This is a genomic window from Methylobacterium sp. EM32 (genome assembly GCF_040593685.1).
GTDB lineage: Bacteria > Pseudomonadota > Alphaproteobacteria > Rhizobiales > Beijerinckiaceae > Methylobacterium.
The window spans coordinates 1-23,810 of the sequence record NZ_JBEXZS010000003.1 but is presented as its reverse complement, the minus strand read 5'-3'; the positions used below and the strand labels follow the sequence as shown (position 1 = coordinate 23,810).

The window sequence follows — 23,810 nt, the reverse complement described above, 5'->3', positions numbered from 1 at the left end:
TCCTGGCTCAACTGTTCGGTGTGGTGGGCTTCGAGGAGCGGCCGCCGAGGAAGAGGCGGCGGATGTCAGGGTCGTCGGCGACTGCGGCCGCCGGGCCGTCGAGGTGGTTGCGCCCGTCGACCAGCACCGTGGCGCGGTCGGAGATCGCGAGCGCCTCGAGGGCGTTCTGCTCGACCATCAGCACCGCGAGCCCGTCGCGGGCGATGGCCCGGATGGTCCTGAAGAGGTCGTGGGCCGCCGCCGGGCTCAGGCCCGCCGTCGGCTCGTCGAGGAGGAGCGCCGTCGGCCGCGCCATCAGGGCCATCGCCATGGCGAGGATCTGGCGCTGCCCGCCCGACAGCGTGCCGGCCGCCGCCCGCCGCTTCTCGGCGAGGATGGGGAAGCGCGCGAACGCCTCCGCCGCCCGGGCCTTGGTCTCGCGCGGCGCGAAGAGGCAGCCCATGTCGAGATTCTCCGCCACCGTGAGCGAGGCGAAGACGTTGCGCTCCTGCGGCACGAAGCCGAGCCCGGCGCGTGCCAGAGCCTGGGGCGAGCGCCCGGCCATGTCCTGCCCGGCGAGCCGGACGGTCCCCGAGGCGGGCCGGAGCAGGCCGGAGACGAGCTTGAGCGCCGTCGACTTGCCGGCTCCGTTCGGGCCAATGATCGTCACCAGTTCGCCGGCATCGGCCGAGAGCGCGACACCCTTCACGATCTGCTCGGCCGACGGGTAGCCGCCGACGAGGTTGTGGGCCTCCAGCAGCATCAGCGCCGTCCTCCGAGATAGGCGTCCTGGACCTCGCGGTTCTCGCGGACCTCGTCGAACGTCCCCTCCGCCAGGGTGCGCCCGCGGGCCATGACGACGACGTGGCGGCACAGGCGCTCGATCAGCGCCATGTCGTGCTCGATGAGCAGGACGGTCATCCCCTCGGCCGCGAGCGCCAGCAGCTCGTCGCCGATCTCCTCGGCGAGCGTCGGGTTCACCCCGGCCGCCGGCTCGTCGAACAGGATCATGCCGGGCTCGGCCATCAGCGCGCGCCCGATCTCCAGGAGCTTCTTCTGGCCGCCCGACAGGTCGGTCACCCGGTTGTCGATGACGTGCGACAGCCGCAGGCGGCGGGCGACGGCCAGCGCCGTCTCGGCGAGCTCGGCCTCGCGCCGGCGCGCGGCGGCGGAGCCGAGGATCGCGGTCGTCAGGCTCTCGCCGGGCTGGCGCACGCCGTAGACCATCAGGTGCTCGAACACCGTGAGGGCGGGAAAGCCGCGGGCGATCTGGAAGGTGCGGACGAGACCGGCCTGGGTGATGCGGTGCGGGCTCTCGCCCTCGATGCGTCGCCCCGCATAGGTGATGGCACCCGACTGCGCCCGATGGAGGCCGGAGACGACGTTGAACAGCGTCGTCTTGCCGGCGCCGTTCGGGCCGACGAGCCCGGTCACCCGGCCCGGCGCGACGTCGAAGCTGACGCCGTCGAGGGCGCGCAACCCGCCGAAAGAGAGCGTCACGTCGCGGACCGACAGGGCGACGGAGTCCGAGGAGGCGGGTTTCGAGAGGGCAGGGCGGGTCACGGCCGGCCCCCGACGCGGTGCCGCCGGGACGGCTCGGAGGCGGGCTTCATCCTGTCGATCTCACGGGCGACCTGCTCCTTGCAGTAATTCAGAAGATCGTCGAAGTACCGGGCGTCGTCCTTGCTCGCCGACTGGGCGATCATGCCGCGCACGGTGCACATCGTGGCGTTCATCACCGTCGCGGTGCGCACGGCGTCGGTGCCGAACTGCTCGGCCAGCTCGGACCAGATCGCCTCCAGGCCGGCGTGGAACTCCTTGACGACGACGACGACCTTGTCCTTGAAGTCCCGGTTGTGCCGGACCTCCGGCAGGTACTCCATGGTCACGAAGTACAGCCGGTCGGTCATCAGCGACCAGATGAAGTCGACGACCTCGTCGGTCGATCCGCCGCGCTCGCGGATGGTCCGCGCCATCGCATGAAGCCGGGCGGTGCTCGCCTGCAGCTGGTGCCGGATCGCCGAGACGACGACGTCTTCCTTCGAGGCGAAGTGGTGGTTCAGCGCGCCGCGCGAGACGCCGGCCCGTTCCGCAATGTCGGTCGCCGAGGTGCGGTAGAAGCCGCGCTCGTAGAGCAGGTCGATCGTCGCGCGCAGGATGGCGTCGATTGTGTCGGCCGACCGCTCCTGCTGCGTTCGGCGCCTGCGGGCCTCGGCCATGTCCACCGGCTCCTGCGCTCACCTCGGGTTAGCATCGTCGAGCATAAACAAACATGCAAGTATGTTTATACATCGCTGCTTGTTTATTTTTGCGGCACCGTGCCTGCCGGTGGGGCGTCCGGCGCCGCCTTCCCCCCAACGATCGTACGAGAGGAGGGGAGGGGGGTTCGAAGCCGCCCAATCGCCCGGGCCGAGACCGGATGCTCATCCATGCATCGCGTCGCGCGACACGATTCCGGGGGAAGACCGGTGCGACCATGGGCCGGGACCGGGCGAGACGAATGCGCAAGGCGGTGCCGTGCTATGGTAGCGCTTGAGGAACTGGTGTGCCGATGGCGAAGCTGCATCTCAAGACGCGCGAGGAGTTCGCCCAACTCTCGCTGCACGAGAAGAACGAATACCTGCAGGGCATCGCCCAGCAGGTCGCGCACCTGCGCGGCGACGCGTTCATCCCCCTGCCGAAGGACGGGCTCAGCCGCATCCGGCGCTTCTACAGCCGCCGCTCCTTCGCGGACCTGAAGCTCGCGGAATTCGAGGAGGGGGAGCCGCTCCGGAAGTCCCTCACGATCCTCGCCGAGGCGATCCGCTCCGAAGAGGTCGCCAAGATCATCGAGCACGAGGTGCCGCGCCAGCCGCGCGCCCTCGTCCGCCCGCCGCCGATCGACGACGCCCAGATGGCGTTCTTCGTGCCGACCGTCCATGACGCCCCGATCAAGGACGACATGAACCTGATGGACATCGCGCCCTTCGCCCTGTCGAAGACGACGGGGGAGGGGGTGATCCGCTACGAATTGAAGGATTCGGTCATCACGGTGGAGGGCGGCGCCGAGGTCGGGCTCGCCACGGCCTACGACTACGACATCGTCATCAACATGATCTCGCACCTGGCGGAACAGACGCGCCAGTACCGAATCGACGATTCGAAGGGGTTGCGTCCGTCGCTGCCGCCCCGGACCTACCGTCCCGCGGCGTCCGAGATCCTGAAGTTCTGCCGGCGCGAGCTCGGCGGCAAGCAGTACGAGGACCTCGAGCGCGCGCTCGACCGCCTCCAGGCGACGCGGATCAAGATCACCAACCTGTCGAGCGACCGGGCGAAGACGCGCCGCCGCGAGACCGAGGCGTTCCCGCTGATCGGCCGCTACAAAGTGGTGTCGCGCACCAGCGCCGACCGCATCGACCAGGTCGAGATCGACATTCCGGACTGGGTCTACGAGGGCGTCGTCAAGCCGGACGGCAAGCCGTCGATCCTGACGCTGAATCCGGACTACTTCCTGATCACCCGGCCGATCGCCAAGTTCCTGTACCGGCTGGCGCGCAAGGCCGCCGGGCAGACGGAGGCGCGCTACGGCATGACCGAGCTGCACAAGCGCAGCGGCTCGAAGTTGCCCAAGCACAAGTTCCGTCAGGCGATCAAGGAGATCGTCGAGGCGGCGGTGCCCTTGCCGGATTACGACCTCAGCATCATCGACGGCGAGCGCGAGCCGGTGCTGCGCATGGTGAACCGGGCCACTGACAAATCGGCCGTACATGGGTCCGCCGATACGTGACAAAACCGGCCGGCAGGGCGCGGGGAGGGGGGCTGCCAAAACCCCCGTATTTCGGTCCGCCCGGGTTTGCCAAAAAGCGAATCGGCGGGCTTCCGGTTTTGGCAGGTGCCGTACATCGGTCCGGCCCCGGCGTGACAAAAACCGGGCCTGTGGACACCTGTGGATAAGTCGGATTCCGGCGTACATCGCTCCCAGGCGCGCCGTACATCATTCTGTCGGCGGCGTAGATCGATCCGGCAGCGCCGTACTTGGGACTCTTGGATTCGAAAATTTACCTTAACCGCCAGCGGCTTGAGGGGGTCTCGCGGACCTAAAACCTAGAATCAAAACTATAGAAACAGACTCTTGAAACGCCTGCGGCTGACAGATTTTTCGAATCTTCAGAAGACAAAGAGGGGAGCGTATTTCGATCCGTTGCGCCGTCGACTCGCAACGGCAAGATGAATGTGCCAGACAAGGCAGGCCTTCCGGAGTCACGATTCGCGATCGTCGGGAACTTCGACCCGCGCCCGAGAGCGTCGATCATCGAGAACCATGACGCCGCCGCGCGCTACTTTGCGCCGTGGATAACCGCGGTGTCTCCGGCAGCGCGTCCGAACCCGCCGCCGCCATCCGGCGTTCCTCCGCCGGAACTGGATTCGAGCGAAGGAGCCGGTGAGCATGGTCGTGGGTTGGAATCGCGCCGCGCCGCGCCGTGTATGCGGCGACCGGCTCAGTCGGAGGTGGCTCCGGCGCCTCGTCCGATGATGTGGATACCGGTTCGTCGCGGACGATGCGGCAAGACCGAAGAGTGGCAGCAGCGCTACCCGGCGGGGCCACGACAGTCACGCAAGAGCTTGGTCAAGTTCGCGGTCCGACCTGCGCCCCTCCTTGTCATCCCGGGGCCGCGGAGCGGAACCCGGGATGACAAGGAGGGTTTCACATCGGTCCGCGCACGGCGGGTTCGAGGATGGCAAGCTCGGCTGCGCTGCCGAACCCGCCCGATCGTGTCCCAGGCAGCGAGCCACCAGGAACTCACAGGGCCCAGTTCCTGACGAGCGAGACCGTGCGGTGAATATGCATAATTCACCGCATGAGAGGCCCCAAAAGCTTTCGGATTCAGGCCCTCGCCTGAAGGAGCGGCCGGGCCGATCCGCCCGCTCCCCGATGTCACGGTGCACCGTCCAGCCTCGGCGGTGCGGAGGGCACGGGTCCGGTCAGCCGCAGATGCGGGTGTAGCCGCCGAGCACCGCACTGAAGACCACGCGGCACTCGCCGTCATAGGCGCCGACGCTCACGGGATAGCCGAAGCCCAGGCCGCCGAAGCGGTGGCGGTAACCGCGGCCGTAGAAGCGGCCGCGAGTGCCGAACCCGCCATGCCCGAATCCGCGGTGGCCGTACCCGCCGCGAGTGCCGAAGCCACCGTTGTGGCCGAATCCACCGCGCCCGAAGCCTCCATGCCCGAATCCGCGGGCTTCGGCCTGACCGGCACCGCCCACCACAGTCGCCAGTGCGAGGCCGGCCGCCATCATCATCGTCGTCGAGGTCGTCGTCATGGTCGTGTCTCCCTGTTGGGGTGACGCCACCCTGGATCCGATTCCGCCGGCGATCCGTGATCCGGGTCACACAGACCCGGCGCCGCGCCCCAGCCACACGTCGAGGGTCTGGGCGCGACCGCGGATCGCCATCGTCTGGCGCCGCTCGAACAGGGGGCCCGGTGCCGCGATTCCGGCGGCGGCGAGGAGGTCGGCGCTGACGGCGAGGCGGGCTCCCGCCTCGGAGGCGATCGCGAGCAGGCGGCTCGCGACGTTGACCGTGTCGCCCGTCGCGGTGACGTGCTGGTTGGTGTCGCTGCCGAGCCGGGAGAGGATCACCGGGCCGTAATGAGCGCCGACCCGCACGTCGAGGGCGCGCCCGGCGCCAGCGAGCTCCGGGTCGGTCGCGATCCAGGCGGCGGTGCGCGCGACGAGGTCCGCGGCCGAGGCGACGGCGCCGGCGGCCGCGGCGGGATCGGGGTCGAGGGCGCCGAACACCACCATCGCCCCGTCGCCCATGAAGTTGACCACGAGGCCGCCATGCCCGGCGGCGGTCTCGTCGACGAGGTCGTGGAACGATTTCAGCACTGCCCGGGTGCGGCCCGGCCCGAGGCGCTCGCTCTGGCGGGTGAAGCCGGAGAGGTCGATGAACAGGACCGGGATGTCCCGCGCCACCGGCTCGGCGAGGTAGCCCGGATCCCAGGCGAGGCGGTCGGCGAGCGCGGCGGGCTGCAGCCGGCGCAAGGTGGCCTCCGAGCGCGCGAGACCCGCGGCCCGGCGGCGGTCGAGGAGCTGCCGGGCGACCGCCAGCGGCAGCACCGGGAGCCCGGCCGCCGCCAGCGGCAGGGCGGCGCTCCACCACGCGCCCTGGGCGAAGGCGACGGCGCCCGCCGCGAGCCACCCCGCCAGGAGCAGCAGCACGAGGAGGATGGCTGGGCCGGGCGGCGCGAGCGCGATCAGGAGCGCGGCGGCGGCGGCGAGAATGACACTGGCTGCGGCATCGAGACGGCGCACGCCGACGTCGCGCCGGAGCTCGTCGCCGGTCGTCAGCTGGCCGATCCCGGTCGCCAGGAGCTCGACTCCTGGCAGGACCGGATCGAAGGCGGTGGCGAAGGTGTCGCTCCCGCCGAGCGCGGTGACGCCGACCACGACGACGCGATCGGCGAGCGTGGAGGACGGCACCGTCCCGTCGAGGAGGCCGGCGGCGCTCACCGTCGGGATCGTGCGCCGCGGCCCGTAGGGGCGCAAAGGGAGGTAGCGGCCGAGGTCGAGCGGGACGGTCCTGTCCCCGATCCGGACGGCGTCCCGGTCGACGACCGGATCGTGCCCGGCCGCCAGGGCGGCGGCCCGCAGCACGAAGGCGGCGGCGATCCCTTCGCCCGTCCGCACGACGAGGGGCAGGTGGCGCGGCACGCCAGCGGCGTCCTCCGAGACGTTGACGATGCCCGACGCCGCCGCGCCGGCGATCGCCGGGATCGGCGCGTGCAGGGAGGCGGCGACCGGGATGCCGTCCTCGCTCGCCAGCCCCTCGAAGACGGCCGCCGCGGCCAGCACCGCCGGCACCCGGGCGAGGGCGGCGCCGAGCGCCCGGTCGGAATCCGGCTGGCGGCCGGCCTCCAGGAACAGGATGTCGACCGCCAGCGTGCGCGGCCGGGCCGCCGCGATCCCGTCGATCAGCCGCGCCATCGTCGCGCGCGAGACCGGGAACCCGCCCTCGCGCCGCACGGTCTCGTCGTCGATGGCGACGATCACCACGCCGGGCGGCGGCGGGCGCGGGCCGGCGAGCCGCAGTCGCAGGTCGACGAGGGCGGATTCGATCCGGTCGAGGGGTGTCGCGCGGCCCGCGAGGTGCATCTGGGCGAGCCAGCCGCTCCAGGAGAGGGCGGCGGCGAGCGCGACGAGCGCGAAGAGCCGGTCCCCCCGGCGGCGCGGTCCCGGCCGGGCGGACGCCATCTAGCGCCCGAAGCGTTCCAGCAGCGCCCGGACGCGCTCCTGCGGCCAGCGCCGCACCGTGAGCGGGCCCTGCTCGTCATCGACGTCGACGCCCTCGCCCGGCCCGAGCGTGACCGCGCTCTCCGGGGCCTGCCGCCGGGCGACGGCGACGCGCCCCCGCTCGACGAAGACCGAACTCCGCGCGTTGGTCACGTCGACGGCGTAGACCGTGCCGCGCACCGAGGCGATGGCGTGCGGGGTCAGGATCTGGAAGCCGTCCCGGCGCACGCGCCGGCTCGGCGGCAGGGTGACGAGGACCGCGCGGCCGCCGAGCTCGGCGCCCTCCAGGTGCCCGTCGCCGTTGCGGTCGATCGGCCGCAACCCGCTGCCCTGCTCGGTCTCGAGCACGAGACCGTCGGCGCAGCGCAGCACGCGCAGGGGCGGATCGAACCGGGTCTCCTCGCGGCAGGGCGCCTGGGCCGCGGCGGCCCCGGCGGCGAGGGTGAGGGCGAGGGCGCTCGCCGCGCGGGCGACGTGTCTCATGCGGTGAAACTCCTTCTCGCCACCCGTCAGACCCCCGACCGCGCGCCGAGGGCGGCCAGGCGCCGGGCGGTCCTCACGGTCACGCGCGAGCGGCCGAGATCGATGATGCCGGCGCGGCGCCAGTCCTGGAGGACGCGGTTGACGCTCTCCCGCGCCGCGCCGACGAAGGCGGCGAGCTCGGTCTGCGTCACCTGGATCTCCGCGCCGTAATCCTCCGACAGCAGGGTCAGGCGCCGCGCCAGCCGCGTGTCGAGCGGCAGCAGGGTGGCCTCCTCCATGCGCTCGCTCATCCAGCGCAGCCGCCCGCAGAGGAACCCGATGATTCGGACCGCCATCGCCGCGTCGCGGGTGAGGAGGCCGAGGAAGTCCCGCCGCTCGATGACGAACAGCTCGGCGGCCTCGAGCGCGACCGCCTCCGCCGTGCGCGGATGGCCGTCGAGGAGCGCGATCTCGCCGAACACGTCGCCCGGCCCCAGGAGGTTGAGCGTCACCGAGCGTCCATCGGCGGTGCCGGTCGCGATGCGGATCTGGCCGCGGCGCAGGGCGTAGAGCGCGTCGCCCGGGTCGCCCTTCTGGAACAGCACCTCGTGCCGCGCGAGGCTGCGCGTCCGGCACAGGCCGGCGATGGCCGCGATCGCGTCCTCGCCCATCTCGGCGAAGAACGCGTTGGTGGCGAGCAGCCGGGCCAGCCCCTGCGGCGCGCTCATGACATCGCCTCCCGGCTCTCGGTCGCCGTGCTTTATGAGCGTGCCGTCGATGTTAGTGCAAGCGGCGCCGCCAATGCCGGCGCCCGCCCTGTGCGACGTCGCACAGCGTCGGATCGCGCTCATCCGGGCTCGTCATCGCGTGGAGTGCCGTTCTGCCGACTGCGATTTCAGGTAAGCGATGAGATCGGCCCGGTCCAACGGATCGGGAAGACCCGCGATGGTCATGCGCGTGCCGGGAGCGACCTTCGCCGGGTCGGCGATCCAGCGGTCCATCGTCTCCGGCGTCCAGGTCCCTCCGACGGAGCGCAACGCCGCCGTGTAGCCGTAGCGCGGGCTGTTGCTCGCGACGGGCCGCCCCATCACGCCGAACAGGTTGGGACCGTTGCGGTCGCCCGCGCCGGGGCCGATGGTGTGGCAGGCCGCGCACCGGGCGAAGAGGTGCCCGCCCCGGCGTGGATCCGCGACCCGCATCGCGGCGTCGAGGCCCGGACGCTCGCCGAGCGCCCGCCGCCGCTCCGCCCCGTCGTCGTCCGCACAGGCTGCGAGCAGGAGCGGGACGAGCAGGATGACCCAGCGACGAACTCGTGCTCCCCGACTCAACCGCGCCCCTCCGTCCCGCCAGCCACCCATGGACCCGCCATGCACGAGCCGGACGCGAATGGCGAGGCGTGACTTCAATCCGGATTCGAGAACACGCTGCCGCCGATGAAGGCCATCTCGCGGTCCGGGCGCGCCGGGTCGCCCTGCGAGCCGAAGGCGAAGAACAGGCGGCGGCTCCGTCCGTCCGGGCCGGTGAGGGTGAGCGTGTGGCGGTCGAGCACGTAGCGCCCGCCCTCCGGTGCGCGCCGACGGCCGATCGCCGAGCCGACCCCGGTGCTCGCCCCCGAATTCGTCGCCCCGACCGAGCCGCCGCGGCCGTAGGTCCCGTCCTGGCGGAAGTCGTAGCGGTTCGAGACCGCGACCGTGACGTCGCCGCCCATCGCGCTGGTGCCGCCGCCCGACAGGCGCCGGTAGGCGCGGGCGATCGTCCGCTCCCCGTCCTCCGCCGGGAAGGCGCGGAAGAACGAGCCGTCCTGAAGCTTGTGCTCCTGCGGCTTGCCGTCCTGACCGGTCAGCCGGTAGGCGTCGCCCGTGCGGGTCCAGCGGCCGAACCGGCGCGGATGGGCCGCCCGCTCGGCCGCGAGGTCGACATCTTCGAGGGCGGCATCCGCGATCTCGTAGCTGGTGCCATCGCGAAACAGGATCAGCGGCTCGTACTCGATCACCACCATGCCGCCGACCCCGACGCCCGTCGCGGCGCGAAAATACACGCCCTCGATTCCGGCCCAGTTCTCCGCATGGCGCGGCTCGGCCGGCGGCTCCGGAGCGGCGGGTGCAGGAGGGGCGGCAGAAGGGGCGGCATGAGGGGCGGCCGCGGTGGCCGGTGCCTCCCACGCCGGTCGCCTGTCGCCCTTGCCGACCAGCCCCTCATCGGTGAGCACGACCGCCCGGAGCTTGGCCGGCGGGATGAAATCCTTCGACAGACCGGCGAGGAAGGAAGGCAGCATCCCGAGCCGCTTCGCCGCCTGCCAGCCGGCATGGTGCAGCACGGCGCGCAGCTTCACCTGCTCGGCGAAGGCGGCGCGCGATGCTTCTTGCGACATGGGCGGCTTGTCGGCGAGCGGCACCACCATCTGCCGTCGCACGGCCCGGAGCGCGGCGGCGCTCGGCTCGACCGTCGCGTCGTTGGCGACCATCCATTGCAGCACGATGAAGGCGGTGAGCACGTCCCCGGCATCGCCCGCCCGAAGCTCCGTACCGTCGAGGAAGCCCTGGAAGATCGCGTCGTAATCGTGCCGGGCCATCTCCCGGGCGACCTCGGCGGCCGCGATCGGGTTGGTCGCGCGCAGCTCCCGGACGTGCCGCGCGACTGTCTCGGCGCGCAAGGCCGCCGAGGTGGCGAAGGGGAGGGCGGGGGCCTCGGCCGAGGGAGCGTCCGGCGCGTTGCCGCGGATCTGCGCCGGGAGCGGTGGGCCGCCAGCGTCCTGGGCGAGCGCTGCGGCTGGCAGCAGCGGGAGGAGGACGGCGACGAGCCGGGCGTTGAGGATCATGACGCGCTCCGCGCTCAGGCGACGAGGGATGGTCAGCGGCGCGGGCCCGCCGCGGCGCAGGCCGCGAGCGGCAGCCGCTCGAGTCGGAAGAGCCGGTTCTGCGCATCGGGCGGCACGAAGCGCCCGGCCCGGCCGCCCGGCGGGCATCCGGCGTCCAGGCTGAAGCCCGCGCCTGCGGTCACGGCTCCGGGCTCCCGCGAGGCCGCATCGTCGTTGACGATCTCCAGGCGGCCGTCTGGCAGGGCGTGAAGCGCAAAATCGCCGGCGCAGCTCGCCGCCCGCCCGCAGCGCCGGATCCGGCCCCGCTCCTCCAGGCAGCCGATCTCGCCCGTGGACGAGGTGCCGTCGGAAAAGTCGATGCGCAGCGTCAGGGTCAGTTCGGGATCGACCCGGCTCGCGGCGGCACGCATCCGGATCAGGCCGCGCGACGAGCCGCCGAGGCGAAGGCCGGTCACGACCTGGCCGGGATGGCGGGCGAGGTGAGCGGCGTCGTAGTGCCTCCCGTAGCAGGCCCCGGCCGGCGGGAAGGCACGCTCGGCGACGACCACTCCCGCCCACGCGCCCGGCGGCGCGAGGAGCGCGGCGAGACATCCCGCGGCGGCGAGCGCGAGACGACCTACCCGGCTCACGGCCACAACGCCCTGACGAGGGCCACGATCCCGGCGACGGCGCCGCCGACCAGGGAGAGCGCCATGAACGGCAGGAGCGGGAGGACGAGCCAGCCCATCACCATCATCGCGTAGAGCGCGCCGCCGATGTCGAGGCCGGCGATCCGGCAAGGATTCGCCCGCCCCTCGTTGACCTCGCACCCCGTCAGGCGGGCGATCGCCAGGGAGAGGAGGAGGAGCAGGAACGGCGTCCAGACGATCGCCAGGCCGAGGAGGAGCATCAGCCGGGTCCCTCTGCGCCGGGGAAGGGGCCGGACGACGAGCCGGAGGAGAGGCCATGCGCTCACCGCCCTGTCCCGCCGCAGGTGCGCCAGGCTCGCTGGTAGCCGGCATCGCCGGGCCGGCCGTAGCACCAGCCCGCCGCGGTGAGCCGCCGATGGAGCGCGTCGCGCCGCTCGCAGGCCGCGAGCGTGGCGGGATCGTCGCCGCGCCCGCCGCGGCAGGCGCCGTTGAGGGCGGTCCAGTCCCGCAGCAGCGGCGCGACGCCGCCGGCCTGTGCTGCCGTCGCGGGGCCGAGCAGCAGCAAGAGGAGCGCCACGCCCCGCCTCACCGCATCGCCACCGAGGCGGCGACCCGCTCGGTCCGGGCCAGCGCCTCCGCGCGGTCCGCCGGCGCGAGGCCGAGCACCCGCAGGTAGCCCGGCCCGTCGAAGCGGATCACCTGCGTGACCGCGACCGGGCGGCCGCTCTTCGGATCGGTCCCGTTGGCCCGCAGCCGCAGGAAGACCGTGCCGTCGCGGGTCGTCCGCTCCTCGTCGGTGACCGTCACGGTCGTGATCTCCCGGAAGGTGGCGAGCGCCTTGCGGGCGAAGGCGCCCTCCTGGCCGGCGGGAATCGCGGCGCGGCCCATCGCCGGGGCGACGACGACCAGCGGCTGCGCGCCGTCGGGATCGATGTCCTTCGGGCCGTCGGTGAGCATCAGGGCGTTGCCCATCAGCGTGCGCACCGGGCGGAAGCCCGCGAGGTCGCCGACGGTGTAGGGCAGGGCGGCCATCTGTTCGGCGAGGCTGCCGGGGGCCCGGAACGCGATCGTGGTCAGCGCCGCCTCAACCGCCGCGTCGGGCACCTGCGCCCGCGCGGATTCCGGCACCTGCACGGTGACGAGGCCGGTCCCGGCTCCGCCCCGCACCACCGCGACCCACTTGGTGTAGCTCTGCCCGTTGGCCGCCTGGCGGCCGCGCAGCACCCGGCCCTCGCCGCCGGCGACGGTCAGGGCCGCGCCGGATCCGCTCGCCTCGAAGCCGGTGGCGCGCAGGGCGTCGGGCGTGAACTTCTCCACCAGCTGGCCGTAGGCTTCGGCCGGCATCTCGGTGATGAGGATCGAGGCGCCGGAGCGGTGCTCGAACCCGGCGAAGGCCTTCGATGGCGTCATGCCGGGCGGGGGCGCCAGGCCGACGGAGGCGGCGGGCGGGAAGACCGCCTCGGCGGCGAGAACCGGGGTGGCGCAGGCGAGCGGGCCGAGAACGGCCAGGACCCGGGCGGCGCGGAGGGCGGAGGTCATCGTGGTCATCGTGGATCTCCGGAGGATCAGCGGGTCGCGACGCGGCTGAGCACGAAGGTGTTGCCGGAGAACTGGACCTGTCCCGGCGCGCTCATGTGCTCCAGCATCAGGCGCAGGTTGCGGCCGAGCCGGGCGGAATCGGAGCGGGTCTCGTACCAGTACTCGGCGGCGGATGCCCCGGCGCGCACCGGGCGGTGGTGCTCGTAGCAGCGGAAGGCCGCCATGTACTCCTCGGCCGCCTGGACCTCCTGGGCGGAGAAGCCGGTCATCCGCACCACGTAGGCCGTCGGCAGGCCGCTGCAGGCCTCGGCCCCGGGCGCGGCGGCCACCGCCGCGCCTGCGCCGGGCGCCGCGCCCGCGCCGGGCTCCGCCCCGCGGCGCGGCGCCACCACCCCGTCGAGCTTCGCGGTGAGCGCCGCGGCGACGTCGCCGGCGATCACCTTCGCCTCGGCGCCGACCCGCTCCAGCAGGCATTCGCGGTCGCAGCCCTGCGGCAGCGGCGGCAATTGCACGCCCGCGACCTCGAAGGAGCCGAGGGACTGGCCGGTGCGCACGTTGAGGAGCCGGCCCGGGATCCGCACCTCCGGCCGCACGATGTCCGAATAGGCCGATTTCGAGGCCGAGGCGTAGATCTGGAACACCGCCACCACGTCGAGGGGCGGGTTCGAGACCGCCCGGGCGACCTCGATCAGCTCGGCGTCGCGCCGGCGCACTCGGTTGGGTTGGGTGAAGCCCATCGCCACGGCGGTCTCGTCGTAGACGTTGTAGCCGCGCAGGTTCATCGTCTCGGAGAGCTCGGCGATGACCCGCTGGAAGATGCGGTTGCCGCGCGGCACCGCGTCCTCGTCGGCATCCTCGCCCATCACCACGACGTTGGGCTTGGGCTGGGCGAGGGCCGGGCCGGCGACGAGCGCGAGGCCGAGGGAGAGCGCGGCGAGACGCGCGGCGGCACGGATGGGCAGCATCGTGGTCCTCCTGAAGCGGGGATGTCGGTTCACTCGGAGCAGGGGCGCGGCGTCGGCGCCGCGGCGAAGTCGTCGAGGTCGAGGGCGACGCGCAGGCGCGGGTCGGCCAAGGTGTCTGCAACGGGCTCGCCGCAATCCGCCTCGACGGCCGGGCCGATGAAGCGCAGCGCGCCGTGGCGGGCTGGGGCGAGCAGGCTGACCTCGACCCGGCGGTTGACCCGCGACAGCGGCGCGGCCGGATCCCGCGGGCGGCTCGGGCCCCAGCCGTGCACGCGCAGGCGGGCGGGATCGAGGCCGTAGGTCTCGACGAGGTGGGTGCGCACCGCCCGCGCCCGGGCGAGCGACAGGCGCCGGTTATGGGCGGGCGCGCCCGCCGCATCGGTGTGGCCGGCGATGAGGAAGCCGTGGCCGGCAAGCTCCCGCGAGGCCAAAGCCTGGCCGAGCGGCTCGAGCTGGATGCGCGCCTCCGGCGTCAGGCGGGCGCTGTCATAGGCGAAGAAGACCGTGAGATCGACCGAGCGGCCCGCGACCCGGACCGACGGCCCGCCGTCGTCGGGTCTGAGTGCCCGCGCGGGGAGGCCGGGATTGCCGTCGGCGAAGGGGGCGAGCGAGCGGATGATCGCGGTGGCGGAGGGGTTGCGGGCCTGCGCCTCCGCCGGCCCGGCCTCGTCGGCCCGCTCAGGGAGCCCCGGCGCCTCGGTCAGCGGGTTGGCGCGCGCCGTGCCACTGAGCGCGGCGGCGAGGCCGACGAGCAGGGCGAGGCAGGAGCGGCCGAGGCGCCGCTGCGCCGTGCGCCGCAGCGCGCTCTCCTCCGGGGCGGCCGGCCGGGCGGGCCGCGCGTCGATCCTCTCCATGATGGCTCTCCTCGCGGGCGTTGCTTGTCGCCCCCACACCCCGTGCCTGGACGAGCCAGAGCGGCTTTCGCCGCGCCGGCGGACGGTTTTTTCGTGACGAGGTCAGCGTCCGCGCAGGATCGCGTTCATCCCGGCCGGATCGAGGGGGCCGTCGGCCTTGGGCGGGACGGCCTTGGCCGCCGGTGCCGGCTGCGGCGCCGGGTCGGCGGCGGCCGTGGCGGCGGGCGGCCGGCCCTGGCGGGCGGCGATCTCGGACAGGATGCGGCTGCGGCCGAGGATCGCCGAGAGGCGCGTCGCGGCGTTGAAGCTCGACGGATCCTTCGGGTCGAGGCCGCCCTCCTTGTGCAAAGCCACGCCAGCCACCGAGGCGTCGTACATCAGCGAGCCGGAAGAGCCGCCGAGCGTGTCGCAGCGGTGGCGCAGGTCCGGGCCGCCGTCCTGCTCCTTGAGGGCGAAGCAGCGGAAGCGGCTCATCACCTTCGGCCGCCCGAGGGGGTGGTGGATGACCAGCATCGAGCGGTTGCCCGCCACCGCCTCGCCCGAGAGCCGGGCGGCGCCGTAGGTGGCGGCCGGGTTGCCGGCGGTGCGGGCGAGCGCGTAGTCGAGGCGCGCGTCGAACTCGACCGGTTTCGGGTCGATCTCGAACCGCCGCGAGCCCGCCCCGTCGAGGGTCAGGTAATCCATCAGGATCGAGGCCTTGACCGGGGTCAGGTCGCCCGATTGCGGCAGGCAGTGGTGGTTGGTCAGCACGTAGTCGCCCGGCAGCAGCGTGCCGGTACAGGAGGCGCCGACCATCTGGCCGGTGCGACCGTTCTTCAGCACGATGTCGACCCGGCCGATCGGGCGGGCGAGCGCCGCGAGACCGTCCTTCGGATCGAGCTCGGCGATCGGCTCGAAGGCGCCCTTGTTGCGGTCGACATAGGCCGCCGCATCGCCGGTCGTCTGCCGCAGCGGCAGCTGCGCGCGACCGTAATCCGCAGGATCGAAACCGACGCTCTGCGCCCGCGCAGGCTCAGCGGCGCCGAGCGCCAGGATCAGGCCGATGATTGTCCAAGTTTCCCCCTTGGTCGAGCGGCGTGTCCGGTGGCTTGTGGCCATCGCTGTCCTCCTCTCGGCGGCGGCTTTATGCCGTCTGCCGACGCGCAAGTCAAAGAAAGTCGTTTTTCGGACCGATCAAGTCGTTACGGGACGAGGGCATGGGTGAGCCGCCCGCCCGGAATCCGGGCGCCCGTCTCGACTGAATTCTCAACGACTTGGCCGGAAACGGCCGAGCCTGATGGACCGACTTGGTCTGCAATGACCTGGACCGCGTAGACGAGGTTTCGCCGGCCGTTCTCGCGCAGGAAATAAGCCTCGGCGCCGTCGGGCAGGCGCGTCGGGGGGAGCGCGGCGGCCGCCAGTTCGGGACCGACCGCGACGCGCGCGCCGGGCGCGGCGGGGCGGAAGGCGAGGCCGCACAGCTCCGGCGCGAGGCGGCTCGCCCGTAGCCGACCAGGCCCTTCGAGGGAGACCGGGCGCCGCGCGGGCGGATCGGCCCCGAAGGCGACGCGCCGGCACGACGAGCCCGCCGGGGCGGCCAGCTCCTCGACCAAGACCGGGCTGACCGGTTCCGCTACGGGTGCCGTGTCGGGGCGCGGCGCGACCGCGGTGGAGGTCGTGTCGGCTACGACCGGCCGGTCCGCTGCCGTGTGCGCGCGGAGCAGCGCGAATCCAGCGACGAAGCTCGCTGCTATCGAGACGGCGGCGAGCGCCAGGGGAAGGAGAGGGAGCCGGCGAACGGCTGGGACTGGCGCCGGTCGCGCCAGGGCCGCGAGCGCGCCCGGCACGTCCGTGCCCGGCAGGAACACCGGCGGCCGGGTCCGGCCGAGCGCGCGAAACGCCTGCTCGGCCTCGGCCCTCTCGGGCCCATCGGGCAACAGCACCGCGAGTTCGGACCGCTCGGCCGCGTCGAGTAGCGCCCGGGAGCGCGCGATCTTGTCGAGGAGCGCGTAATCGCCCGCCAGCACCGCGAGGTCGAGGTCGACTGCTCCCGTCGCCCACAGGACGAGGTCGGCCGCCTCCGGCTCGGACGTGAGCGTGTGGCCCTGCGCCACGAGGCCGTGGGCGAGGCAGACCGGCACCTCCCACGAGCGGCCGGCATCGAAGGAGCCGGACAGCCGCAGCTCGTAGGGGCCCGCCTCCGCGAGGCGCGACAGCGGCCCGCCGCCGGCCGCGAGCCGCGCGTAGTCCGCCGACCACGGCAGCGGCCGGTAATCGCCCGCCGCGAAGGCGGCGGCGGCCGGCAGGCCGGGGCGGGCCTTGAGGCTGCGCACGACCACCGGACCACCGGTCGTCGGCACCACGATCAGAATCGAGGTCGGGCTCATCCCGTCGCGGGCTCCGCCCCTGCCCCGGACGACTGAAACGAAGTCAAAGGAGATCCGGGAAAGAGGGAGAGGCTTGCAGACTCACGACGGGCCCGGAAAGATTCAGGCGTCTGGCCGGTTCGCAGGCGTTCTCTCACAGCAGGAACACCGCGCAGGCCGGATCCCGCAGCATCGCGCCGAGCCGCGCCGCCTCCGGAACCTCGGGATCGAGGGCGACCACGATCGCATCGTCGAGGGCTGGCGGCAGGTCGAGCCGGACGGCCTCGTCGCCGAGCATCGCCTCGATCGCCCGCAAGGCCTGCGCCTCCTCGCCCCGCAGCACCAGGAGCGGCGGCCCGTCCTCGGTCTCGGGGAGGATCTCGAGGGTGAAGGCGCCGACGCGCCGGACAGCGATCGCACCGTCCGAGGCCGCGACCGCGAGCGGCGCGTGGGCGATGGCCTGCCCGGCCAGCAGCGCCCGGTAGCGCCGGGCGGTCGCCGGATCGGTGCGGATCGCCCGCACCACCGCGAGGTCGACCGGCCCGCCCGCCGCGCGGGTGGCGTAGGCCCAGAGCGACGCGGCGCTCGGGCCGGTTCCCGCCCCGCGTGGCGGCCCGCTGTCCCGCATCAGCGCGCGGGCGGCGTGGATCTCGGCGAGCAGGCGCGCCTCGTCGCTCACGCGCCCGCCTCCGCCGCGTAGGCCTCGGCGAAGGTGCGGGCGAAGACGTCCCGGTCGGCCGCGAAGGCCGCGTCGAGCGGCCGGTGCCGGGCGAGGCCGTCGATGGCGCGAGCGAGCCGGCCCGCCTCCGCGGCGAGCCGCAGCAGCGCCGCATCCGCCGCCGCGAAACCCGCCGCGAGGCGCGCGGGATCGTCGAAGCCGGCGCGCCGCACCCGGCGGATGTCGGCGAGGGCCGCCGCGAGGGCGTCGCGCATCTCCGGCGCCAGCCCGTCGGCATCCGCCGGCACCCGGAGGGCCGCCGCGATCCGCAGCATCCGGTCGAGATGCGCCGTCAGCGCCTCGGCCCGGGCGGCGAGCGCCGGGTAGGTCTCGGCGTCCGCGCAGGCGGTGCGCTCGGCGATGCTGAGGCCTCCGCCGCCGCGGCGCAGGCGATTGGCGAGGCCCGACTGCACCCGCCCGAAGCTCGCGGCCCGCAGGGTCGTGAGCGGGCGGGTGCGGTGGAACGGCTCCAGGCGCAGGAACTCGGCGAGGTCGTCGCGCTCGGCCCCGGTCAGGATCTTCGGCCCCTCCGGCAGGCCTTCGAGCAGGGCGGCCAGGGCCTCGGCCGGCTCGGCGGCGGCGAGATCCGCCAGCGAGGCGTCGAGCCGCTCCTCCCAGCCCTCGACCGCGTCGAGCGAGGCGGGCGCGGAGAGTTCCGCGAGCCCGCCGAGGAGCGCGGAGGCCGCCTCGAAGGTCACGAAATGCTCGGCCACCGTCCGGAAGCCCGGCCGCTCCCCCTCGCTCATCTCGGCTCGCCAGCACGCGAGGATGTCGTCGTCGGTGAAGGCGCGCCGCCCGTCGAGGAAACCGAGGATCGCCCGGAAGCGCCGTTCCAGCGGCGCGAGCGGCAGGTGCGCCTGGCGGTAGGCGGCGAGGTGGCGGGCGAGCCGCCGGCTGAACGCCGCCGCGCCCTCCGCGTCCGGCGCCGCGGCGAGGTCGCCGAGCCAGCCGGAGAGGGTGGGAAAATGCGAGAGGTCCTCCGCCGTCAGCACGAACTCGGCCAGCGCAAGGAGCCGGGCGAGCCCGGCCCAGGTGGTGCGCCAGCCCGAGGCCCCGTTGAGCCCGCGGGCATCGACGGCGGTGCCCGTCCCCGCGAAGCGCGCTTCCAGCCGGTCGGCCCGCGCCAGCCCCGGATCGAGGGCGAGGGTGACGAGGTCGCGCCCGTCCCGGGCCTCAGTGAGCCCCGCCAGGGCGGCGAGCGCGTGGGCGAGGTCCCAGAGCGGCTTGTCGCGATTCGGCCGCACCGCGCCGGCGACCACCCGGGCGAGCCAGGCGCGGTCCTCGCGCGAGAGGTCGCGGCCCTCCGCCACCGCGGCGAGGTCGGCCGCGCAGCGCTCGTCGTATCCGCCGGTCATGCGCCCGCCTTCAGCCTTGCGCGTCGTCCTTCGCATACTCCGGGCCTGCTCATCCGTCACCCCGAGGCTGTTCTCAGGGGCCGACGATGCGGGCTGCGACCGTGCGCACCAGGATCTCGACCGGCCGGGACGCCGCCTCGCCGCTGCCGGCGAGCACCCGGATCGTCAACAGGTCGCCGCCGCGCAGGATGATGGCGGTCGCGCCCGCGCTCGACCCGACGCCGTAGCGCGTGACCCAGCCGACCGCCGGGGCCACCGACAGCCCGGACAGCCGGCAATCCGGGCGGCGCGCCCGGCAGAGCGCCTCCAGCTGCGCCATCGCGGTTTGCCCTGCGCGCACCCGCTCCTCGGTCCCGTCGGCCTGGCGGCCGAGGAGCAGATCGACGACCGGCGCGCCCTCGCAGGCCGTGCACATCAGGGTCAGCCGGTCGGGCGCGGCGCGTGAGACGTAGCCGGTGCCCAGGGCCGCTCCGGCCTCGATCGCGACCGCGGTGAGGTCGCGGATCGCGAAGCCCTCGGCATGAGCTGGTGCGGCGGCGAGGCAGAGGAGGGCGATGAAGAGGTTTCGCATGCGATCGTCCCCACGAAGCCCCATCACCGGACCACGATCCGCGCCGTCGCCTCGGTCACGCCCGGCACCGCCCGGATCTTCTCCACGAGGTCGAGCACCTCCGGCGGCTGGAGCAGGCGCGCCTCCCCCTCGCTGCTAGGCGCGGCGGCGAGCCAGCGCGCGGCGAGCTCCGGCGGCAGGCCGCCGGGGATGCCGAAGCAGGCGAAGAGATTCTCGAACGGCTCGCCCGCGACGATCTCATCGAGGCCGTAGCCGCGGGGGTAGCGCCGCACGTCGCCGGGGCCGAGGGGATTCTGCGAGGTGGGGTTGCCGCGCACCGGCAGCGCCACGAAGGCGGTCTCGTCCGCCGCCAACACCCAGCAATAGAGGGTCTGGCGCGCCCGCGACTCGATGCGCAGCTCCAGCCGCTGGCCGGCCGAGAACGGCGTGGCGGTCGCCGCGACCGCGAGGCGGCCGCCATCGGTGCGCGCGGTCGCCGCGAGGTGGTCGAGGAAGGGGCGCGGGGTCGGGTCGCAGCCCAAACCCTCGACGGCGATGCGCCGCCGCCCGGTCGGCGCCAGCACCGCGCCGTCGCGCTGGAACTCCAGCTCCATCCAGGAGCGGCGCTCGCGGTCGGTGAGGAAGCGCCCGCGCGCCGTGACCGGGCCGGCGCAGGCGGTGCCGGGCGGGCGGCGGCGCACCTCGAGCCGCCCGCCCTTGAGGATGCGGTTGGCCGAGCGCGCCTCGGCGTCGAGGGCGATGAGCAGGCGGTCGGTGAGCGCGCTGGCGCAGGTCGAGTGGCCGCCCTCGGCCTCGAACGGGCAGACCTCGATCGCGCTCGCGTTCGGCGCCGCCTGCCCGAAGGCCTTCACCGCCCGCTCCATCTCGGCATCGACGTCGGCGACGCCGGCGCCGACGTGGATCGGCACCGTCAGGGGTTCGCTCGTCGCCTTGCAGGCGGCGGAGCGGGTGATCGCTTGGAGCCGGAGCGACGCGGTCTCGCCGGCCCGGCGCGGCTCGACCAGGAACACGCTGGCATCGCCCGCGAAGGCGGCGCGGATCTGCGCCTCGGCCTCCGGACCGGACAAGCCGGTCGTGCCCTCGCGTAGGGCCTTCACCCGCACCACGTCGGCGGCGGCCGCGAGCCGGACCCGGCCGGTCGCCTGCAGCCGGCTCTCGACCGCGAGCCGCACCTCCTCGGCCTGCTCGCGCGACCACGCGGTCTGGCCGGGCTCGGGGCCGATCACGGCGAGCAACGGATCGGGCCGCCCGGCGCAAGCCGCGACCGCGTCGAGGAAGGGCGCGAGCGCCTCGGTGCCGGGATCGGCCCGGGCCGGTAGGACCGCCAGGAGCCCGGCGAGCGACGCGGCGAGACGGCGCCTCATTCCGCCTCGTTCGCCTTGGCGTATTGGTCGAGGGCGCGCACGAAGACCGGGTTGAAGCGCCCGTCGAGCGCGCCCGGATAGTAATCGGCCTGCTTGATCGCCCGCTGCACGGTGCGGATCGTCTCCGGCTTCAGCTTCTGCGCCGCGGTGTCGGTGGCCGAGACCGAGGCGGCGCCGATCTCGCCGCGCTTCAACGCCCGCAGCACCATGTCGGCGGCGCTCACCCCGGGGAAGTAGCGGGAGAAGCCGTTGTCGATCAGGGTCGCCATGGTCGCCATCGCGACGGGATCGCCCTTCTCGGCCGCCCTGCGGAAGAGGTCGAAGCCCTGGCGCAGGTCCTTCGGGAAGCCGTAGGCGCCGGTGGCGTAGTGCGGCACGAGCTTGCTGATCGAGGCGACGTCGCCGCCCTCCACGGCACGCTTGTAGAGCGCCACCGCCTCGGCCTCGTTCTTCGGGACGCCGTTGCCGTATTCGAGCATCCGGGCCGCGTTGGCGAGCGCCACCACGTTGCCGGCCTCGCCGGCCTGGCGGTAGAGGCGCAGGGCCTCGGCTTGCGAGCGCTTCACGCCTTGGCCGTTCTCGTAGAGCGTGGCGAGGTTGTTCATCGCCGCCGTGCTGCCGGCCTTGGCCGCCTTGTCGTAGGCCCCAAAAGCCTCCTTCGAGCGGTCGGCCCGGTCGTAGGCACGGCCGAGCTGGTAGGCGAGGCGGCGCAAGCCGGGATAGGCGGCGGACGCCCCGCGGCAGGCGTCGATCGCGGACGCCGCCTCGATCCGCCCGTACTTCACGCCCGTCACGCCTCTCGGCCGGTCGGGATCGTCGGTGCCGGCAGCGAGCGCGTCGCAAGTCTTCACCCGCTTGTCGCCGTTCGGATCGGACCCGCCGAGATAGCCTTCCGCCAGGCCGCGATAGGCGCATACCTCGGTGCAGGTATCGAGATAGGCCTGGTACTGCCGCGCCGTGCCGTACTTCGCCCAATTCTCCTGGTCGATCGCGGCCGCGTCGCGCTGGCGCCCGGCGAGCAGCCGGTCCATCGCCTGGGGCCGGTAGGCGCAGACCTCGCCGCAGGTGCCGACATACGCCTCGAACGCCTCCCGCGTGCCCGCGCTCTCGGCCCGCCGCCACGCCGCCTCGTCGCGGACCGTCGCGACCCCCTTGGCCACCGCGTCCACCGGCAGCGAGGCCTTGAGCACGATCGGCGCGTCGTCGATCTCCGGCACCTGCTCGCGGCCGGAGGCGCGCCGCGCCGCCTCTTCCACCTCGCGGCGCAGGTAGCCCTTCAGCTCGGCCCAGGACACCTGCCCGTCGCCGTCGCCGCCGCGGTCTCCTTGCCGGTCCGTCCGGTCGGCGAGGCCGGAGACGCCCATCAGGAAGCGGCTGGTGAGGAGGCCGAGGCGGTTCGCCTCGTCCCAGTTCGCCGGCGTCGCGCCCGAGGTCGCGACCAGCCGCACGATTCCGCTCTCGGCCTTGGGCTTCGCCGGGGCGAAGCCGGGGGCGGAGACCGCGAGCAGGCTCTCGCCCTTCCGTCCGGTCTCGCCGGTGAAGCAGGCATCGACCATCACCACGAGCTGGCGCCCGGGCCCGATCTTGCGCTTCACGAGGTCGAGGTTGCGGTAGAGCGTTTCGAGGGCGTAGCCGCTCTCGCCCTGGTTCGGGTTGCCGTCCTCCGGCAGGAGGAAGGGCTGGCGGCTGGCGAGATCCGGCACGCCGTGGCCCGAATAGTAGACGAAGACGTTCGAGCGTCCCTCGCGCACGCTGCGCCACAGCCGGCCGGATTGCGGGTTCCGCTCGGTGCCGAAGACCTGGTTGAACTCGTTCAGCGTCGCGTCCTTCAGGACGAAGACGTTGGCATCGCGGTAGCCGAGGCGCTGGACGAGCCAGGACCGCATCGCCTCGGCGTCGTGATGCGCGTAATCGACCGGCACCGTCTGCTTGTAGCGGCTGTTCCCGATCACGACGGCGACCGAATCGGCGTTGTCGGCGAAGGCTTCGGGAGCTTGCGCCTCGGCCGCGGCCCGCGCCGCGGCCGGAGCCAGGGCTGCCGCGACCTGCAGCAGGAAGGCGAACCCGATGCGGGCGACACGCCCCCGCACCGCCATGGCTTTCGTCATGCGTGGTCTCCTTGCCCCTTCAGCGGGAGGCGGCCTCCCGATCTTGGCTCCTGCGATGGCCGGCATCCCGGCGCGAGCAGCCGGAGCGTGGAAGGAAAAATCGGCCGTTGCATGGCGTAGCGATTATCGAAGTCGCGGTTGTCGGCGTCGCCATCGCTACCGTGCGATAAGCCCAAGGGCGAGGCTGAGGGCGAGGTGGAGCGGCGAGAGGGTGGTCAGCATCGCGAGCTCCCTCAGCGCAGATAGAGGCCGCGCCCGCACCGGCGCACCCGCCGCGGCTCGACGTAGCCGGTGAGGCGGTTGAACACCTCGACGGTCTGGTAAACGCAATAGCGCCCCGAATTGCGGCCGTTGTAGTAGACGCCACCGTTGTCGAGGTCGACACCGATGAATTCCTGGTTGCCGCGGCCGCCCGACGAGTCATGGTCCTGGGCGAGAGCCGGGACCGTGCCGCAGAGCAGGCCGAGGACGGTGAGGATCGTGATCGTTCTCATGGCACATCTCCGATCGGGCGCTGTTCGCCCTCACCGAGGCCATGGGCCGGTCAGACTGGTTTTCGTGCGGCGGATGCGGCCGGGACGCGGATTTTTCTGGATTGCCGGTGAATGCCGCGGATCGAGCAGATCAGACGACGCGCTGCGGTGGTTATGCGGCCCGGCTGCCGTGTCGCCTCTCACGGGCGGGCACGACGACAAAAGCCCGCCAGCTTTCGCTGACGGGCTTTTGTCGTCGTCTTGGTTGCGGGGACAGGATTTGAACCTGTGACCTTCAGGTTATGAGCCTGACGAGCTACCGGGCTGCTCCACCCCGCGCCAGGGTGTAATCTGAGTG

General features: G+C 73.2%; 24 protein-coding genes and 1 tRNA gene. 1 reads left to right on the top strand and 24 read right to left on the bottom strand.

Going from position 1 to position 23,810, the window contains the following annotated elements:
* Positions 1 to 7 precede the first annotated feature (7 nt).
* From ABZT49_RS00610 to ABZT49_RS00600, 3 genes are read right to left on the bottom strand one after another with little or no spacing between them, the layout of a single operon-like run.
* Positions 8 to 742: an ABC transporter ATP-binding protein gene (locus ABZT49_RS00610; RefSeq protein WP_355281661.1), complete on the bottom strand. Its 735-nt coding sequence runs from the start codon at positions 740 to 742 to the stop codon at positions 8 to 10.
* Complete coding sequence (locus tag ABZT49_RS00605) at positions 742 to 1,542, bottom strand: ABC transporter ATP-binding protein (RefSeq protein WP_355281658.1); 801 nt, start codon at positions 1,540 to 1,542, stop codon at positions 742 to 744. The genes ABZT49_RS00610 and ABZT49_RS00605 overlap by 1 nt, the downstream gene beginning before the upstream one ends.
* Positions 1,539 to 2,198: a helix-turn-helix domain-containing protein gene (locus ABZT49_RS00600; RefSeq protein WP_355281656.1), complete on the bottom strand. Its 660-nt coding sequence runs from the start codon at positions 2,196 to 2,198 to the stop codon at positions 1,539 to 1,541. Before ABZT49_RS00600 ends, ABZT49_RS00605 begins: the two co-directional genes overlap by 4 nt.
* A 326-nt stretch (positions 2,199 to 2,524) precedes the next feature.
* Between ABZT49_RS00600 and ABZT49_RS00595 the strand changes: the two genes are divergently transcribed.
* Positions 2,525 to 3,745 (top strand): replication initiator protein A, encoded by a 1,221-nt coding sequence (locus tag ABZT49_RS00595; protein WP_407943411.1) that lies wholly within the window; start codon positions 2,525 to 2,527, stop codon positions 3,743 to 3,745.
* 1,196 nt (positions 3,746 to 4,941) lie between these two features.
* Here the strand turns inward: ABZT49_RS00595 and ABZT49_RS00590 are convergent.
* The 21 genes from ABZT49_RS00590 to ABZT49_RS00490 form a co-directional block, all read right to left on the bottom strand.
* Positions 4,942 to 5,280 carry a hypothetical protein gene (locus ABZT49_RS00590; protein WP_355281651.1) on the bottom strand — a complete coding sequence of 113 codons (339 nt, stop codon included), beginning with the start codon at positions 5,278 to 5,280 and terminating at the stop codon, positions 4,942 to 4,944.
* A gap of 66 nt (positions 5,281 to 5,346) precedes the next feature.
* A complete protein-coding gene (locus tag ABZT49_RS00585) occupies positions 5,347 to 7,212 on the bottom strand; it encodes an adenylate/guanylate cyclase domain-containing protein (RefSeq protein ID WP_355281648.1) in 1,866 nt (621 codons plus the stop codon).
* Positions 7,213 to 7,734 (bottom strand): FecR domain-containing protein, encoded by a 522-nt coding sequence (locus ABZT49_RS00580; RefSeq protein ID WP_355281645.1) that lies wholly within the window; start codon positions 7,732 to 7,734, stop codon positions 7,213 to 7,215.
* Positions 7,735 to 7,760: 26 nt separating this feature from the next.
* A complete protein-coding gene (locus ABZT49_RS00575) occupies positions 7,761 to 8,441 on the bottom strand; it encodes a Crp/Fnr family transcriptional regulator (protein ID WP_355281643.1) in 681 nt (226 codons plus the stop codon).
* 132 nt (positions 8,442 to 8,573) lie between these two features.
* A complete protein-coding gene (locus ABZT49_RS00570) occupies positions 8,574 to 9,041 on the bottom strand; it encodes a cytochrome c family protein (RefSeq protein WP_355281640.1) in 468 nt (155 codons plus the stop codon).
* A 74-nt stretch (positions 9,042 to 9,115) separates the two neighbouring features.
* Positions 9,116 to 10,531, bottom strand: a complete 1,416-nt coding sequence (locus tag ABZT49_RS00565; RefSeq protein WP_355281638.1) for a hypothetical protein — start codon at positions 10,529 to 10,531, stop codon at positions 9,116 to 9,118.
* Between the two features lie 32 nt (positions 10,532 to 10,563).
* Positions 10,564 to 11,160 carry a hypothetical protein gene (locus ABZT49_RS00560; RefSeq protein ID WP_355281635.1) on the bottom strand — a complete coding sequence of 199 codons (597 nt, stop codon included), beginning with the start codon at positions 11,158 to 11,160 and terminating at the stop codon, positions 10,564 to 10,566.
* Positions 11,157 to 11,420 carry a hypothetical protein gene (locus tag ABZT49_RS00555; RefSeq protein WP_355281633.1) on the bottom strand — a complete coding sequence of 88 codons (264 nt, stop codon included), beginning with the start codon at positions 11,418 to 11,420 and terminating at the stop codon, positions 11,157 to 11,159. The genes ABZT49_RS00560 and ABZT49_RS00555 overlap by 4 nt, the downstream gene beginning before the upstream one ends.
* A 62-nt stretch (positions 11,421 to 11,482) precedes the next feature.
* Positions 11,483 to 11,737: a hypothetical protein gene (locus ABZT49_RS00550; RefSeq protein WP_355281630.1), complete on the bottom strand. Its 255-nt coding sequence runs from the start codon at positions 11,735 to 11,737 to the stop codon at positions 11,483 to 11,485.
* A gap of 8 nt (positions 11,738 to 11,745) precedes the next feature.
* Complete coding sequence (locus tag ABZT49_RS00545; RefSeq protein ID WP_355281628.1) at positions 11,746 to 12,708, bottom strand: hypothetical protein; 963 nt, start codon at positions 12,706 to 12,708, stop codon at positions 11,746 to 11,748.
* Between the two features lie 17 nt (positions 12,709 to 12,725).
* Positions 12,726 to 13,664, bottom strand: coding sequence for a hypothetical protein (locus ABZT49_RS00540; RefSeq protein WP_355281625.1), 939 nt, complete (start codon positions 13,662 to 13,664; stop codon positions 12,726 to 12,728).
* Positions 13,665 to 13,693: 29 nt separating this feature from the next.
* Entirely contained in the window at positions 13,694 to 14,518 is an 825-nt protein-coding gene (locus ABZT49_RS00535) for an OmpA family protein (protein ID WP_355281622.1), read from the bottom strand.
* Positions 14,519 to 14,620: 102 nt separating this feature from the next.
* Positions 14,621 to 15,616: a serine protease gene (locus tag ABZT49_RS00530; RefSeq protein ID WP_355281620.1), complete on the bottom strand. Its 996-nt coding sequence runs from the start codon at positions 15,614 to 15,616 to the stop codon at positions 14,621 to 14,623.
* Positions 15,617 to 15,699: 83 nt separating this feature from the next.
* A complete protein-coding gene (locus ABZT49_RS00525) occupies positions 15,700 to 16,884 on the bottom strand; it encodes a hypothetical protein (protein ID WP_355281618.1) in 1,185 nt (394 codons plus the stop codon).
* A 133-nt stretch (positions 16,885 to 17,017) separates the two neighbouring features.
* Complete coding sequence (locus ABZT49_RS00520) at positions 17,018 to 17,542, bottom strand: hypothetical protein (RefSeq protein ID WP_355281615.1); 525 nt, start codon at positions 17,540 to 17,542, stop codon at positions 17,018 to 17,020.
* On the bottom strand, positions 17,539 to 18,936 hold the full coding sequence (locus tag ABZT49_RS00515) for a hypothetical protein (RefSeq protein ID WP_355281612.1): 1,398 nt from the start codon (positions 18,934 to 18,936) through the stop codon (positions 17,539 to 17,541). The genes ABZT49_RS00520 and ABZT49_RS00515 overlap by 4 nt, the downstream gene beginning before the upstream one ends.
* A 73-nt stretch (positions 18,937 to 19,009) precedes the next feature.
* Positions 19,010 to 19,507 (bottom strand): hypothetical protein, encoded by a 498-nt coding sequence (locus tag ABZT49_RS00510; RefSeq protein WP_355281609.1) that lies wholly within the window; start codon positions 19,505 to 19,507, stop codon positions 19,010 to 19,012.
* A 23-nt stretch (positions 19,508 to 19,530) separates the two neighbouring features.
* A complete protein-coding gene (locus ABZT49_RS00505) occupies positions 19,531 to 20,871 on the bottom strand; it encodes a hypothetical protein (RefSeq protein WP_355281607.1) in 1,341 nt (446 codons plus the stop codon).
* Positions 20,868 to 22,979: a caspase family protein gene (locus tag ABZT49_RS00500; protein ID WP_355281604.1), complete on the bottom strand. Its 2,112-nt coding sequence runs from the start codon at positions 22,977 to 22,979 to the stop codon at positions 20,868 to 20,870. Before ABZT49_RS00500 ends, ABZT49_RS00505 begins: the two co-directional genes overlap by 4 nt.
* A 233-nt stretch (positions 22,980 to 23,212) precedes the next feature.
* Positions 23,213 to 23,473: a hypothetical protein gene (locus ABZT49_RS00495; protein WP_355281602.1), complete on the bottom strand. Its 261-nt coding sequence runs from the start codon at positions 23,471 to 23,473 to the stop codon at positions 23,213 to 23,215.
* Between the two features lie 241 nt (positions 23,474 to 23,714).
* Positions 23,715 to 23,791, bottom strand: a tRNA-Met gene (locus ABZT49_RS00490).
* Between the last annotated feature and the right edge of the window lie 19 nt (positions 23,792 to 23,810).

Excerpts from the sequence above, each read along its gene's own strand:
- ABZT49_RS00610 (WP_355281661.1), bottom strand. The coding sequence starts at position 742 with ATGCTGCTGGAGGCCCACAACCTCGTCGGCGGCTACCCGTCGGCCGAG.
- ABZT49_RS00600 (WP_355281656.1), bottom strand. The coding sequence starts at position 2,198 with ATGGCCGAGGCCCGCAGGCGCCGAACGCAGCAGGAGCGGTCGGCCGAC.
- ABZT49_RS00590 (WP_355281651.1), bottom strand. The coding sequence starts at position 5,280 with ATGACGACGACCTCGACGACGATGATGATGGCGGCCGGCCTCGCACTG.
- ABZT49_RS00585 (WP_355281648.1), bottom strand. The coding sequence starts at position 7,212 with ATGGCGTCCGCCCGGCCGGGACCGCGCCGCCGGGGGGACCGGCTCTTC.
- ABZT49_RS00580 (WP_355281645.1), bottom strand. The coding sequence starts at position 7,734 with ATGAGACACGTCGCCCGCGCGGCGAGCGCCCTCGCCCTCACCCTCGCC.
- ABZT49_RS00575 (WP_355281643.1), bottom strand. The coding sequence starts at position 8,441 with ATGAGCGCGCCGCAGGGGCTGGCCCGGCTGCTCGCCACCAACGCGTTC.
- ABZT49_RS00565 (WP_355281638.1), bottom strand. The coding sequence starts at position 10,531 with ATGATCCTCAACGCCCGGCTCGTCGCCGTCCTCCTCCCGCTGCTGCCA.
- ABZT49_RS00555 (WP_355281633.1), bottom strand. The coding sequence starts at position 11,420 with ATGCTCCTCCTCGGCCTGGCGATCGTCTGGACGCCGTTCCTGCTCCTC.
- ABZT49_RS00545 (WP_355281628.1), bottom strand. The coding sequence starts at position 12,708 with ATGACCACGATGACCTCCGCCCTCCGCGCCGCCCGGGTCCTGGCCGTT.
- ABZT49_RS00540 (WP_355281625.1), bottom strand. The coding sequence starts at position 13,664 with ATGCTGCCCATCCGTGCCGCCGCGCGTCTCGCCGCGCTCTCCCTCGGC.
- ABZT49_RS00535 (WP_355281622.1), bottom strand. The coding sequence starts at position 14,518 with ATGGAGAGGATCGACGCGCGGCCCGCCCGGCCGGCCGCCCCGGAGGAG.
- ABZT49_RS00530 (WP_355281620.1), bottom strand. The coding sequence starts at position 15,616 with ATGGCCACAAGCCACCGGACACGCCGCTCGACCAAGGGGGAAACTTGG.
- ABZT49_RS00525 (WP_355281618.1), bottom strand. The coding sequence starts at position 16,884 with ATGAGCCCGACCTCGATTCTGATCGTGGTGCCGACGACCGGTGGTCCG.
- ABZT49_RS00515 (WP_355281612.1), bottom strand. The coding sequence starts at position 18,936 with ATGACCGGCGGATACGACGAGCGCTGCGCGGCCGACCTCGCCGCGGTG.
- ABZT49_RS00510 (WP_355281609.1), bottom strand. The coding sequence starts at position 19,507 with ATGCGAAACCTCTTCATCGCCCTCCTCTGCCTCGCCGCCGCACCAGCT.
- ABZT49_RS00505 (WP_355281607.1), bottom strand. The coding sequence starts at position 20,871 with ATGAGGCGCCGTCTCGCCGCGTCGCTCGCCGGGCTCCTGGCGGTCCTA.
- ABZT49_RS00500 (WP_355281604.1), bottom strand. The coding sequence starts at position 22,979 with ATGACGAAAGCCATGGCGGTGCGGGGGCGTGTCGCCCGCATCGGGTTC.
- ABZT49_RS00495 (WP_355281602.1), bottom strand. The coding sequence starts at position 23,473 with ATGAGAACGATCACGATCCTCACCGTCCTCGGCCTGCTCTGCGGCACG.